At 63.3% G+C, this 13679-nt stretch carries 9 protein-coding genes; 6 read left to right on the forward strand and 3 right to left on the reverse strand.

Annotated features, from left to right (window positions below):
• The first annotated feature begins 6 nt into the window (after positions 1–6).
• From cobN to RGUI_RS19775, 3 genes are all read left to right on the forward strand, one after another.
• Positions 7–3321 carry a cobaltochelatase subunit CobN gene (gene cobN, locus RGUI_RS19765; protein ID WP_081536199.1) on the forward strand — a complete coding sequence of 1105 codons (3315 nt, stop codon included), beginning with the start codon at positions 7–9 and terminating at the stop codon, positions 3319–3321.
• A gap of 349 nt (positions 3322–3670) precedes the next feature.
• Positions 3671–3889: a hypothetical protein gene (locus tag RGUI_RS19770; protein WP_081536200.1), complete on the forward strand. Its 219-nt coding sequence runs from the start codon at positions 3671–3673 to the stop codon at positions 3887–3889.
• On the forward strand, positions 3886–4380 hold the full coding sequence (locus RGUI_RS19775) for a hypothetical protein (RefSeq protein WP_081536201.1): 495 nt from the start codon (positions 3886–3888) through the stop codon (positions 4378–4380). The genes RGUI_RS19770 and RGUI_RS19775 overlap by 4 nt, the downstream gene beginning before the upstream one ends.
• Here RGUI_RS19775 and RGUI_RS19780 read toward each other — a convergent pair.
• The 3 genes from RGUI_RS19780 to RGUI_RS19795 all read right to left on the reverse strand — a co-directional run bounded on the left by RGUI_RS19780 (position 4375) and on the right by RGUI_RS19795 (position 9233).
• Positions 4375–4935, reverse strand: coding sequence for a recombinase family protein (locus RGUI_RS19780; protein ID WP_081536202.1), 561 nt, complete (start codon positions 4933–4935; stop codon positions 4375–4377). The two genes, RGUI_RS19775 and RGUI_RS19780, sit on opposite strands and share 6 nt — an antisense overlap.
• A 112-nt stretch (positions 4936–5047) precedes the next feature.
• Positions 5048–7978, reverse strand: coding sequence for a Tn3 family transposase (locus RGUI_RS19785; RefSeq protein WP_081536203.1), 2931 nt, complete (start codon positions 7976–7978; stop codon positions 5048–5050).
• Positions 7979–8348: 370 nt separating this feature from the next.
• Entirely contained in the window at positions 8349–9233 is an 885-nt protein-coding gene (locus RGUI_RS19795) for a LysR family transcriptional regulator (protein ID WP_081536205.1), read from the reverse strand.
• A 209-nt stretch (positions 9234–9442) separates the two neighbouring features.
• On the opposite strand from RGUI_RS19795, the gene RGUI_RS19800 reads away from it, so the two are divergent.
• The 3 genes from RGUI_RS19800 (at position 9443) to RGUI_RS19810 (ending at position 13650) form a co-directional block, all read left to right on the forward strand.
• Positions 9443–10396 carry an aldo/keto reductase gene (locus RGUI_RS19800; protein WP_081536206.1) on the forward strand — a complete coding sequence of 318 codons (954 nt, stop codon included), beginning with the start codon at positions 9443–9445 and terminating at the stop codon, positions 10394–10396.
• A 126-nt stretch (positions 10397–10522) separates the two neighbouring features.
• The gene (locus RGUI_RS19805; protein ID WP_081536207.1) at positions 10523–11701 is read left to right on the forward strand and encodes an efflux RND transporter periplasmic adaptor subunit; all 1179 of its coding nucleotides are present in this window, start codon (positions 10523–10525) and stop codon (positions 11699–11701) included.
• The gene (locus tag RGUI_RS19810) at positions 11698–13650 is read left to right on the forward strand and encodes a MacB family efflux pump subunit (RefSeq protein WP_156883112.1); all 1953 of its coding nucleotides are present in this window, start codon (positions 11698–11700) and stop codon (positions 13648–13650) included. The genes RGUI_RS19805 and RGUI_RS19810 overlap by 4 nt, the downstream gene beginning before the upstream one ends.
• Positions 13651–13679: the final 29 nt, after the last annotated feature.

A 13679-nucleotide genomic window follows, 5' to 3' on the forward strand; every position in this document is an offset into this window, starting at 1 on the left:
CCCGCGATGCATGTCGTCTTTCGCGAAAGTCACGGGCTGGAGGAAACCGAAACGCCCACCGATCTGGGGCAAAGCCCCGCCGACCTAGTGGTGCTGTCCTTTTCCGACAGCGATCTGGGGGCCTTCGCGGCGGGCTGGCATCGCGGGGGCGGACCGGCGGGCGAGATGCCAGGCCTCAGGCTCGCCAATCTTGCCACGCTGAAACATCCGCTGTCCGTCGATACCTATGTCGAACAGACGCTGTCGGGGGCCAAGGGTATCCTGATCCGTCTGATCGGCGGGCGGGCCTATTGGGACTACGGGCTGCAACAGGTGCAGATACTGGCCGAGGCAAAGGGCATCGCGCTGGCCGTCCTGCCGGCCGATGGCCGCCCGGATCCGCGGCTGGACGCGATCTCGAACCTGCCCGGGGCAACGTTGCGGCGGCTGACGTCGCTCTGCGACGCCGGGGGCGAGGTCGCAGCGCAGGCGGCGTTGGCACAGATGGCGCTGGCCTCGGGGCTTTATGGCCCGCCCGTGCACGGCGCCAAGGTGGTGCCGCAGGTCGGCGGCTGGACACCCGAGGACGGTCTATGCTGCCCGCTGGCCCCGCGTCTGGGCAACCGCCCCCTGATTGCCCTGACCTTCTACCGCGCCCATCTGACAGCCGCCGATCTGGCCCCCATCCGGGCGCTCTTTGACGCCCTGCGGGACCGTGGCTTTGACGTGATCGGACTGTTCGCCCCCTCGCTGAAACTGCCCGACGCCGCGGGTTGGCTGGCCCGGCAACTGGCCCGGTTGAAACCGGCCGCGGTGGTCAATGCGACCTCCTTTTCCGGCAAGGCGGCGGGGGGTCCCTCCCCGCTTGATGCCGCGGGGGTGCCGGTCTTTCAACTCGCACTTGCCGCCTCTACCCGCGCGGCATGGGCAGAGGCCGAACGCGGGCTGTCCCCGGCGGATTTGGCCATGCATGTGGTTCTGCCCGAGGTTGACGGGCGCATCTTCGCGGGCGTTGCGTCCTTCAAGGAACCGACGGGGCGCGATCCCGAACTGGAATATGCGCGCCTTGTGCACAGGCCCGACCCCGCGCGCATCGCCGCCATCGCCGACCGGGTCGCGGCCTGGGTGCGGCTGGGACAGCGCCCGCCCGATCAACGCCGCCCGGCGTTGATCCTGTCGACCTATCCGGGCAAGGACTGGAACATGGCCCATGCGGTGGGGCTGGATGCACTGGCCTCGGCCGAAGCGATCCTGTCCGATCTGGCAGGGGCTGGCCATGCGATTGCCCCCGGCACCCCCCTGACAGAGGCCTTGGCGATCCCATCGCTCGCTTGGCCGGTTGCCGACTACGAAACCGCGCTGGCCACCCTGCCCCCGACCCTGCGCAACGATCTGGGCGCCGTCTGGGGTGCACCTGACACCGATCCCGCGGTTCGGGACGGGTCGTTTCACTTTGCCGCCACGCACCGGGGGAATGCGCTGGTCGCGCTGCAACCCGAACGGGGCGATTCCGGGCGGCGCGAGGACGACTATCACGATCTCTCCCGCACGCCGCGGCATGCCTATGTCGCCTTTTACCTGTGGCTGCGGCACGCGTTGGGGACCGACGCGCTGATCCATATCGGCGCCCACGGCACGCTGGAATGGCTGCCGGGCAAGGCGGTGGCGCTGTCGAATGCCTGCTGGCCCGAGGCGTTGATCGGCGATCTGCCGGTGATCTATCCGTTCATCGTCAACGATCCCGGCGAGGCAGCACAGGCCAAGCGGCGGATCGGGGCGGTCACGCTGGGCCATCTGCCACCACCGATGCGGACCAGCGGAACACCCGAACGGCTGACCCGGCTGGAGAGCCTGCTGGACGAGTTTTCCAATGCCGACGGGCTGGACCCCAAACGCCGGGACCGCCTGAAAACCGATATCCGAACCGAGGCGCAGGCGTTGGGGGTGGAGGATGATCTCGGCCTCGACGCTGCAAGCTGCCCGGCAGAGGCGATCACCCGGATCGACCGCTTCGTCTGCGATGTGAAAGACAGCCAGTTTGGCGACGGGCTGCATGTCTGGGGCCGCGCGACGGGCGACCAGACCGGGATTGACACCGCCGGATGCGCCGCGGCCGAACGCGCCGCCCTGATCGACGCGCTGAACGGGCGGCGGATCGCGCCGGGGCCGGCGGGCTCGCCCTATCGCGGGCGGCGCGACGTGTTGCCAACAGGCCGGAACCTGTTTGCCGTCGATCCCCGCGCGGTACCGACCCGATCCGCCCATGCCCAGGGTGTGCGGCTGGCTGGGGAACTGGTGCGGCGGCACCTGCAGGATCACGGCGACTGGCCGCAAGGGCTGGTGGTCGATCTGTGGGGGTCGGCGACGATGCGCACGGCGGGCGAAGAATTCGCCATGGCGCTGCATCTGCTGGGCGTCAAACCGGTCTGGGATACCGGGTCCGAACGTGTCTCGGGCATCGAGGTCTTGCCGATTGCCGATCTGGACCGGCCGCGGATCGATGTGACCTTGCGCGTCTCGGGCCTGTTTCGCGATGTCTTCCCGACCTTGTCTGCCTTGTTTCAACAAGCGGTCCGCGCGCTGGCGCTCCGGGATGAAGCACCGGACTGGAACCCCTATGCCGGAAAGGCGCCCGGCGCGCGTGTCTTTGGCCCGGCACCGGGCCGCTATGGGCTGGCCCTGGGCGGCGCGGTCGAGGACTATACCGACGAGGCCCGCCGCGCCGCGGGCGAAGCCTGGCTTGCCGCCAGCGCCTGGGCGCTGGACGGGGCCGAAATCGCCCGCGATCCGGGGGCCTTGGCCGAACGTGTGGCGGCCGCCGACAGCTTTGTGCATCTGCAGGACCTGACCGAAACCGACCTGCTGATGGCGATGGACTATGCCGGGCACGAGGCCGGCTTTGCCGCGGCCCGGGGGCTGACCGGCGGGGCGGCTGCGCTTTACCATCTGGACAACACCGACCCCACCCGCCCCCGCGTCCGCGACCTGAAGGAAGAGATCGCCCGCGTGGTGCGCGCCCGCGCCGCCAACCCCGCCTGGGTCGACGGCATGCGCCGGCACGGATTCCGCGGCGCCGCCGAAATCGCGGCGACGCTCGACCATCTGGCCGCCTTCGCGCATCTGGCCGGGGTCGTCGAGGCGCATCTCTTCGACCTCTATTACGACGCCACGCTTGGCCGCGACGACGTCACCGACTGGATGCAGGATGCCAACCCCAGGGCTTTGGCCGCGCTGCACGACCGTTTCGCCGCATTGCGCGCGGCCGGGTTGTGGCGAACGCGGCGCAACACCATCGCGGCCGAGATGGCGTTGCACACCGATCCCGAAGGTCCGCAGAGGTGACACAAGGAAAATGGACAGCACCGCCAAGCGCCAGCAGTGCGAGCGCCTTATGCGGACGGCACCGTCTTGGGCCATGACGATCCGCCGCGGCCCGCTTGATGCACGGAGGGCGCAATGTTCCTGCATCAGACGATCTCCTGTTGGGGCTTCTCCCCATGGTCGTTCGCTAACCGCGAAAGATTTCCGCTTGCAAAGGCTGAGTATTTTTGTCAGCTTATACGCAACAGCCAGACGCAGCCGCGCCCAGCCGATCACCGACAACAGGCTTTCGGAGGGGCCCGCGGGGGCCGGGCTGGCACCGTCAGGCGGACCGCCGCCCCTCCGGAAACGAGAGAGGACGACGAAGCCCATGTTCACCTTGCGCAATCTTGACGCCGCCGATGCACCCGTCCGCCCCTTTGAGTCCTGCCTGAATCCCGAACGCCGCACGCGGCTGGAAACCTGCGCGAAGGACTGGCCCTGCATCACCGGGCCGGCGCAAGAGGTCGCCACCAAACGGATCGCGGCCGACCCCAGGCATCTCGTCTTTTCCACCCCCCTGCCCCAGGTGCAGGAGCACCGGGCATGAGCGGGCGCGACTGCGAACGAAGCCTGGAACCGGGCGATGTACCGGTCTCAAACGCGGGCTTCGACACGTTGGAACATGCCGCGCTGACGGTGGCGCGCTATTACTTTCAAAGCTTTGCCTTTCCGAAAAGCGAAGGGTGGGTCAAAGGCTTTGCACTGGCCGAACACAATTTTCATCCCCGCGCCGTACCCGCCAAGGCATCAGAGGTCGCCGTGGCAATCCTCGCAGCGGTGCAAGAGATGCGGGCGGCGCGCAAGTCGGGGTTCCGGTTCTCCAACCCCGACTGTGCAGGATGCGCGCGGGTGCTCTGCGGACCGGAGCGTCATTTCATGGAAGTGCTGACCGCCCTTCGTCGCGGTTCGCGAAGTCATGCACACACTGCCGCGCTGTTGCTGTGCGAGGGCAACCCGACGCAACCCTTCCTGCGGGCGATGGAAGACCTGGTTGGCCCTGTACGCACGAAGGGGGTCAAAAACGGCAAGATTTCATGAAAGTGGTGTTGACCGCTTGATGCGGTCGATTGTTGCGACGCCGACGTTGAAATGGCGCGCAATGGCGCGGATGGACTGTCCCTCCTGAAGCATTGATCTGACTTGATCTTGCTGGTGGGTTGTGAGTTTGAACTTTCGTCCGAATTTCACGCCGCGTTTCTTGGCTGATACCCGGCCTTCTTCGGTTCGTTCATTGATGAGGTTCCTCTCCAATTCGGAAAGTCCAGCAAAAACAGTGAGTAAGAACTTTCCCATAGAGCTCGTGGTGTCGGCCCAGGGTTCGCGAAGTGATCTGAACGATGCCTCTGCGGCCTCTATCTTCTTGGTAATGACAAAGAGATCATGGGTGGATCGGGCAAGGCGATCCAGGCTTGTGACAAGCAGCGTATCGTCTGGCTGCAGTGTGCTGAGCATCTTTTCAAGTTGAGGGCGACGACGGTCAAACCCGGTCAGCTTCTCTTGGAATATCCTGTCACATCCCTCTGCCTGGAGGTGCTCGATCTGGCTTTCCAGGTTCTGTCCGATCGTGGAAACCCGCGCGTAGCCGATCAGCATGGTTTTGCACCTGTTTTTCGGCCTCCAATACGGAACGGAATTACGGATTCTGTAAGGTTTTGTTTTTGCGACCGGAAAAATTCGTTCCGGAATTTATAAGTTTCGGAACGCCTCATGCCGCCACCGACATGTCGTTCAGGGGCAGGCGACTGTTCATATCTAGATCAAATACCCCGTATGGGTTGATGTGACTGTGTGGCAGCGGGTTCAGCGCCGCCATGTCGCGGTCCGTCATTTTCTGGCGCCAGGCTTGATCGGCGAGAATGTCCTGAATCATGAGCGTGTTCACGTAGACCATGGCTCCTTGCAACAGATGCAGCGACAACACCGAGATTTCCTGATCGTCGCGACGGTTGGAGACCAGTTCATTGCCGTTGCCATAGAAGATGAAATTGTTCACGCCGTTCCAGCGCTCGATCACGTTAAGCCCGGAATTGATCTCTCGGCGCAGATCCTTGTCACTGAGATACTTGCACAGGAATAGTGTCTTGGCGGCTTTACCCAGTTCAAGGAGCGCGGCGAAGACGGGATGGCTTTGGCCCCGAATAAACCGGCGCAGGATTGCTTCAGGCTCGGCTGTTCGCTGTTTCAGGGCGACCGCAAGCTTGATCATCTCATCGTAATGCTGGGCGATCAGGTCCCAGTTGATTGGTTTGGGTGCAAACAACGGGTCGAGGTTTTTGTAGGTTTTCTCTACCTTGGGAACTGCGCGCACCAGCTTTTGCCGCGCTATTGCTTTGAACCGTGGCATGAGATCAAATCCCAGCAAATAACAGAAGGCGAAACCGACGACACTCTGGCCGTGGGTGTCAACAAACTGGCGATCAATCTCCAGTTCGGTGCCGTGATGCAAGACACCCTCAATCATCGACGCGACCTCTGACGAAGAGACCTGTTTGAGTTGCGAATGAATACAGGTCGCCTTTGCATCAACATGCCAGTAGATCATGACGCCGCGCCCGCCATAGCGCTGATGCCACTCGGTCATCAGGTTTTGATCCCAGGATGCAAGTTGTGTGGAATCCGACGCGCAACTGCTGCTGCTTTCGCCCCAGATATCTGCAAGACGTGCACGGTTCGTGGCATCGGCAATGGCACGGGTTGCGGCGCGGAGTGCATTTTTGTGAATGAAGCGCTGCCGAATGTAGAGCAGTTCCTTGTACGTCACATTATGCGGTCCGGCCGCGATAGCTTTGAGCCCGATATTGGTGCCGATTCCATAGAGCGCCAGCAGAAGCCTTCGGGAAACCTCACCCTCCGGCAGGGTTTGTCGCGCGGCCGCAGTTGGAAAGGACTTGGTAAACTCAAGCCGTAGATCAACCTCCTTCAGGACATCCAACAAACTGGTCATAGGCCAGCGACGCGCCATTTCCTCTTTCAGCGCTTCCAGCATCGTAGGGTCGTCCTGAGCTTTTAACGGCTTGAGTGAAATCCAGGATTTGCCGCGCCTCAATCTGAGGGTCACGTCCTTATTGGTGGGCAAGCTTCGGTCAAATTGGTCCAGGGCAGCGCTAAGATCGAATTTGAGACGTTGGACAAAGTGATCGGCCTCGACTGGCTGCCCGAGTTCCTGGAAATACCGCTCTTTTCTATCGTCGAAGTCCTGCGGCAAGTCCTGATCCGGATCGCAGTACCGACGGGCCCCCTCGATCCAGAGCTCCTTGGTGCGCAGACGTTCCCGCAAACTTTGAAGAACACAGATCTCATAGTTGAGGCGATTGATGCGGTTCTTCCCACCGGGCCTAGCCTCGATTACGATGTCGCGCCACTTGGGTCTGACGACACCCTCCAATGGCACCTGATCAAGGGAAAAATACTGTGGTTTCTTGCCCGCATCCTCTATCAAAATGGCAATGGCGTCCAAAAGCGGGTGCCATGCCTGATTGTTTGACCGGAAGGTGAGTGTCTTGAGGATCACCGGCAGAATGCGCCGATAGTGCTGCGCGTAGGATCGGCGGACCTTGCGGTGTACGCGGTATGAAAACGACGGGTTCTCCGCATGATACTCAGCGGCCAGGTCGCTGATGGTCTTTTGGCCGACGGCCGGGAATATCACATCCCTGACACGACCATCGGGATCGGCATTGGCCGCAATCGCCATCTTGAACAACAGTGCCGTTTTGCCTTCGACCTTGCGATATTCGGCCACAAGCTCCTTGATGACCTTGGTTTCTGCGCGCGCCGATATCTTGTGTGTGATGCTGATCAGAAGATCGCCAAGTTCATCAGTCAATTCAGCTTCACGGGGAACAAGGAAGCAGAAAAGCAACGCATAACGCGTCTCATCAGGATGCCGCCGCATGTCCCATGCGTCTTCCGAACCAGCGCGTAGGCGAAACCGCTCAACAATATCGGGATGCACATCCTCCAGGATGCTACGGTCGAGGCCAACTGCACGGACAGCTTCCAGACGCTCTACCGTTTTGAGCACATTCTCAACGCTGGCAGCCCCAGAACTGCGCGCAACCTCGGCAAATGGTGAAAAGCCGCCCTCCGTCTCAAGCAACGCGTCAAGGCGGGCACGCTGATCATCGGCAAGGCGCTCCGAAATACGTGCAAACACAATACGCTCGAACCGGCGTTCCGCCCGGGCCAGCAAATTCGCCTCGGCTTTAGCCTTGGGACGGATCATTCGATTGGACAGGAACCGCTCTGTAATCACCGCGTCCAACGTTGCTTGGTTGGGTGCGGTTGGCAAAACGATCTCGATCAGCCAATCCAAGAAAAGCGCGCGGGCTTCCTTGTCAAAAAGTGCGATATCGAGAAACGACATAACCTGACGCCGATAAAAGCGATCGGTCCTCTTCGGAACAATGGCAAGCCCATCATCATCGGCGGCGGCGATCTGCGAAGCCAAAAACTTAAGAACCTGCGGAGAGACCAAATCCAACGATTTGGGAAATCGGGCGTGAAGCTGGAAATATTTGAGATAGTAACAAAGCGTCAGACGGCGCGACTCAGAAGTGCCTTTCAACAACCCCAGCTCAGAAGCGCTCAAAACCCAATGCGCCCGTAACTCTTCATCAGACCAAATCTGTTGCATACATATTCCAATTCTTCTAATTATCGGAATATACTTACGGAACACTCCTACTTGTCAACAGACAAAACCAACCCCTAAAATCTTGCCGTTTTTGACCCCCTTCGTGCGTACAGGGCCTGGTTCAGAAAATGGGCGCAAGAACGCCCCTCCCCATGCGCCCGATCAGCGAAGTCGCATTCTCGGGGCCGGCGCGGCCCTGACGCAATCCCCCCACCGGACGCAAACGGGTGGGCTCGCCATCGCCTGCCGTGCGACCGGGGGCGTCGGTGGGGGTGATCAGGCGCCCCCGGCGCAAGTCGGGGGCGCCCATGTCGTTCTCCGTCCACTCGGTTCGGTGCTCTCCCGAAACCGGAGCCCCGCGGCGCCGCGTTCACCGCATCAGGTTCCGCGCCAGGAAATCGGTGAAGGCCCTGACACGCCGGGAGTCGTACTGGCGCGGTGGTGAGACGGCATAAAGATTGGTGGGTTCCGTCGTGAAATCCTCCAGCGCGGTCGCAAGGCGGCCCTGCCGGATATCCTCGGCAATGTCGAAGCTGGACTTCTGAACCACCCCCGCGCCCGCGATGGCCCACTGCCTCAGCGCCTCGCCATCGTTCACCTGCCGGTCCCCGCTGACCCTGACGCGCAGCCGCTCGTCCCCCTTGCGGAAAACCCAGGAGGCATGGCGCTCTCCGGGTTCCCCAAGCAACAGACAGTTGTGGCGGGCCAGATCCCCGGGATGCTCTGGCTTGCCGTGCCTGTCCCAATAGCCGGGCGCCGCGCAGACATTCTTGTGCCCCCGCAGCAAAAGCCTTGCCTTCAGGTCGGAATCGCCAAGCGGCCCTGTCCGTATGGCAAGGTCGAAGCCCCCCGCGACAAGATCGACAATCCTGTCGCCAAGGAACAGCTCGACCGTCAGCCGGGGATGGTCCCGCATGAACGCGTCAACCAGCGGCGCAATCCGCTGGCGGCCCAGATCGTTCGTGCTGGTGATGCGGATATTGCCCGACAAGGCCCCCTGATCGGCCAGCCCGGTCATCACCTCGTCCACATCCGACAGGATTCGGCGGCATTCCTGCAGGAACTTCTGCCCTTCCTCGGTCAGCGACAGCTTTCGCGTCGTTCGCACGACAAGCTGGGCGCCCAGCTCCTCCTCCAGTTGCTGCAAGCCATAGGTGACCGTCGACGGCGCAACCCCCCAGTCACGCGCAACCGAAGACAGCGTGCCGCCATCCGCAATGGCCACGAACAGCCGCATCGTCTTAAATGCATCCATTCTTCGAACCAGTCGAACAGTTTTTGCGATTTCATATCAATTATCTTCCCTGGGGTGAAGCTTATCTGAGCCACAAGACACGAACGGCCGGCCCTTCGGCCCCAAGCGGGCGCTGCCTGCCCCACCGATGGCTGCCCGAAACAGGCGACATCCGGCACCCGCGCGACAGGTGCCCGTCCCGCAAACCGACACAGCAGAAGGAACACCCAATGCAACGCAAGACCCTCGGCACCACAGGCTTCGAAATCGCCCCAATCGTCTTTGGCGGCAACGTCCTTGGGTGGACCACGGACGAAGCGCAGAGTTTCCGGGTTCTCGATGCCTTCATCGATCATGGCTTCGACACCATCGACACGGCCGATGTCTATTCTGCCTGGGCCGACGGCCATTCCGGCGGCGAGTCCGAGACCGTTCTGGGCAAGTGGTTTGCCGCCCGTCCGGGGATGCGCGACAAGGTGAAACTCTTCACCAAGGTCGGCTCTGACATGGGCGGCCCGGGGGAAAAGGGCCTTTCGAAAGGCTGGATTTCCCAAGCTGTCGAGAAATCCCGTGAGCGCCTTCAAGTCGAGACGATCGACCTCTACTTCTCGCACTGGCCCGATCCGGATGTGGACCATGCCGAGACGCTGGTCGCCTATGACACGCAGCTGAAAGCCGGCAAGATCCGCGCCATCGGGGCGTCGAACTACGATGCCGGTCTGCTTGCCGCGGCATTGGAGACGGCGGAAAACGAAGGTCTGCCTGCCTATCAGGTCGTACAGCCGGAATACAATCTTTACGACCGCGCCGCCTTCGAAGGGCCGCTACAGGACCTGTGCCTGAAAAACGACATCGGCGTGGTGACCTATTTCTCGCTGGCCGCGGGGTTCCTGTCGGGCAAGTACCGCAGCGGCGCGGATCTCTCCGGCCGCAAGCGCGCCGGGATGGTCGAGAAATACATGACCGAGCGCGGCATGCGGCTGCTCGATGCGCTGGAAGACATCGCCTCCGCCCATGCTGCGAAACCGGCCGAGGTGTCGCTTGCGTGGCTCATGGCACAGAAGGGCGTGACCGCCCCGATTGCCTCCGCCACGAGCGTCGCGCAGGTGGAAAGCTTCGCCAGGGCCGCAGACCTCAACCTGTCCGCCGAAGACCTCGCGCGTCTCACGGCGGCGGGGGCCTGATCGCTCCGGAGTGGGCGCCCCCGGCGGGCCGGATGGCGCCGCATCTTGCGCCCGCCCCACCCCGCGACGGAAGTGCCGGCGGCCAGCGTATATACCCCCGTACCCTGTTTTTCCCGGTGAAACCCCATGACATTCAAATCGCTGGCGCGCCTTTCGATCCTCTTTGCCCTCATTGCCCTGGGCCTTTGGGGCTGGAACCTGCAACATCGCGACGGAACCGCCGAGCCGGTGACCGCTCCAGTCGTCCGCGGGCGTGTGGCAGAGACGGTTCTGGCCTCGGGCGTGATCGAGGCCAAGCAACTTGTCAGCGTCGGCGCGCGGGTCTCTGGCCAGATCGAAACGCTGGCGGTGTCGCTGGGCGATGACGTCGCCCAGGGCGACCTGATCGCACAGATCGACTCTCAGGATCAGCAGAACGACGTTTTGCAGGCCGAGGCCGACCTGGCCAATATCGCGGCGCAGATTGCCGCCAAGCAGGCGAGCCTGCGCAAGGCCGAACTGATCGCGGAGAGACAGAAGAAACTGCACGAACAGACCTATGTCTCAGAGGAAGAGGTCGAGGCCGCGATTGCCGATGTGCTGGTCTACAAGGCGGATCTGGACGCCCTTGAAGCACAGAAATCCCGCGCCGAGGTGACGGTTTCGACCGCGAAGATCGCCCTTGCCCGCACCCGGATCACCGCGCCGGTTTCCGGCACAGTGGTCGCCATCGTGGTCGATGAGGGGCAGACGGTGAATGCCACGCAGACCGCGCCGACACTGGTAAAGCTCGCCAATCTCGACAGCATGGTGGTCAAGGCGGAAATATCCGAGGCCGATGTCGTCCATGTTCACCCCGGACAGGAGGTGCGTTTCACCATCCTTGGCGAACCGGAGTCCCCGTTTCGGGCCGTCGTGCGTTATGTCGAACCGGCGCCCTCGGAGATTGAGACGAGCGACACGATCTCGACCGACGAGGCGATCTATTACAACGGGCTGATCGATGTCGAAAACCCCGGCCACAAGCTGCGGATCGGCATGACCGCAGAGGTTTCGGTCGTGCTCGACCGGGCCGAGAACGTGCTGACCGTTCCCGCCTCGGCGCTGCAACGGCAGGCGGACGGCAGCGTCGCGGTGAAGCTTTTCGATCCGGCCACCGGGGCGCAGTCCGTGCGCCGCGTCGAGGTGGGGCTTAACGACAAGGTCACGGCCGAGATCCGCGCCGGGCTTGCCGAAGGCGACCGGGTCGTCACCGGCGCCCGCACGGCCGCGCCAGACCCGTCGACTTCGCGCCAGATGCCGCCACCGCCGCCGATGGGGTTCTGAGGATGGACGCCCCCCTGATATCCGCACAGAACATCACCCGCAGCTTTCAGGCCGGCGACGAGACCATCACCGTTCTGAAGGATGTCTCCATCGAGATCGCACGGGGCGAGATGGTGGCGATCATCGGCACCTCCGGCTCTGGCAAGACGACGCTGATGAACATCCTCGGCTGTCTCGACCGGCCCACAAGCGGCCGCTACCGCTTTGCCGGGCAGGACACGGGCGCATTGGACCCGGACGCTCTGGCCCGTCTCCGGCGCGATCATTTCGGTTTCATCTTTCAGCGCTACCAGCTTTTGCCCGATCTCGACGCGGTGGAAAATGTCGAGGTGCCGGCGATCTATGCCGGCGAACCGCGCGACCCCCGGCGCCTGCGGGCAACCGATCTGCTGACCCGGCTGGGGCTGGGCACGCGGCTCGACCATCGCCCCGGCGCGTTGTCGGGCGGGCAGCAGCAGCGTGTTTCGGTCGCCCGTGCCCTGATGAACGGGGGCGAGGTGATCCTGGCCGATGAGCCCACCGGCGCGCTCGACAGCAAGAGCGGCGCCGAACTGATGGACCTGCTGCTTGAGTTGAACCGACAAGGCCATACGGTCGTGATGGTCACCCACGACCCCGCCGTCGCCCGCCATGCCCGGCGCATCATCGAAATCTCCGACGGGCAGATCGTGTCCGACACCCGCACCGGGGACAGCGCCGCCGCGGCGGAGCGCGTGGCGGGCCCCACCCCCGGCCGCCCGAAATTCGGCGCCACCGCCCGGCGTCTGGGGGAGGCGTTCGACATGTCGGTCAAGGCGCTTCTTGCCCATCGCCTGCGCAGCCTTCTGACCATGCTGGGCATCATCATCGGCATTGCCTCCGTCGTGTTGGTGGTGGCGCTTGGCACCGGCAGTCAGGAAAAGGTGCTGGAAAATATCAGCTCTCTCGGCACCAGCACCATCACCGTGCGGTCGGGCAGCGGCTTTGGCGCCCGGGATGCCCAGCGGATCGAGACGCTGGTGCCCGCCGATGCCGATGCGCTGGCGCTCTCGGACTTCGCGGCGAGCGTTTCGCCGGCCGTGTCGAACACCCGGCAGGTCGTCTATCGCAACGTGGAGGCAGAGGCCGCGATCAAGGGCGTCAGCGGCGACTACTTTCGCGTTCACGCCTATGTCACCGTCACGGGCAGCGCCTTTGACGAGGCCGACGTCGCGGGCCTCAACCAGGTCGCGGTGATCGACGAGGACACGCGCGACACCTTTTTCGAGGACGGGACCGACCCGATTGGCCAGGTGCTTCTTCTGGGGCATGTGCCGGTCAGGGTCATCGGCATCGTCAGGTCCACCGGCGCCACCTTCGGCCCGTCATCGCTGAATGTCTGGGTGCCCTATACCACCGCCATGGCGCGGGTCTCCGGGCAGGATCATCTGGACAGCATCGCGGTGCGCGTCCCCGAAGGTTATGACATGGACAGGGCGCAGCAGGAGATTCAGGCGTTGATGCTGGACCGGCACGGCACCGCGGATTTCTTCCTCGCCAACAGCGACACGATCCGCGAGACGATCACCACCACGACCCGAACGCTCACCGCGCTGGTGGCGATGATCGCCGTGATCTCGCTGATCGTGGGCGGGATCGGGGTGATGAACATCATGCTGGTGTCCGTCACCGAACGAACGCGCGAGATCGGGGTGCGCGTGGCAATCGGGGCACGGCGGGCCGATATCGTCAGCCAGTTCCTGATCGAGGCGGTGCTGGTCTGTATCGTCGGCGGCACATTGGGCATCGTCGGCGCGGTCGCGGGGGGGCAGGTCGTCGGGCTGATCTACGATGAAGTCCGGCTCAGCTTTTCGGGCACGGCCATCATCGTGGCCTTTCTGTCCTCGACGATCATCGGCATCACCTTCGGCTTTCTGCCGGCCCGGGCCGCCGCGCGGCTCGACCCGGTGGTCGCGCTCAGCCGGGAATAGCGGGGTAAGACGCTGCGGCCGATCCCTCG

The organism is Rhodovulum sp. P5, from assembly GCF_002079305.1.
In the GTDB taxonomy this organism is placed as follows: domain Bacteria; phylum Pseudomonadota; class Alphaproteobacteria; order Rhodobacterales; family Rhodobacteraceae; genus Rhodovulum.

Excerpts from the sequence above, each read along its gene's own strand:
- cobN (WP_081536199.1), top strand. The coding sequence starts at position 7 with ATGCATGTCGTCTTTCGCGAAAGTCACGGGCTGGAGGAAACCGAAACG.
- RGUI_RS19770 (WP_081536200.1), top strand. The coding sequence starts at position 3,671 with ATGTTCACCTTGCGCAATCTTGACGCCGCCGATGCACCCGTCCGCCCC.
- RGUI_RS19775 (WP_081536201.1), top strand. The coding sequence starts at position 3,886 with ATGAGCGGGCGCGACTGCGAACGAAGCCTGGAACCGGGCGATGTACCG.
- RGUI_RS19780 (WP_081536202.1), bottom strand. The coding sequence starts at position 4,935 with ATGCTGATCGGCTACGCGCGGGTTTCCACGATCGGACAGAACCTGGAA.
- RGUI_RS19785 (WP_081536203.1), bottom strand. The coding sequence starts at position 7,978 with ATGCAACAGATTTGGTCTGATGAAGAGTTACGGGCGCATTGGGTTTTG.
- RGUI_RS19795 (WP_081536205.1), bottom strand. The coding sequence starts at position 9,233 with ATGGATGCATTTAAGACGATGCGGCTGTTCGTGGCCATTGCGGATGGC.
- RGUI_RS19800 (WP_081536206.1), top strand. The coding sequence starts at position 9,443 with ATGCAACGCAAGACCCTCGGCACCACAGGCTTCGAAATCGCCCCAATC.
- RGUI_RS19805 (WP_081536207.1), top strand. The coding sequence starts at position 10,523 with ATGACATTCAAATCGCTGGCGCGCCTTTCGATCCTCTTTGCCCTCATT.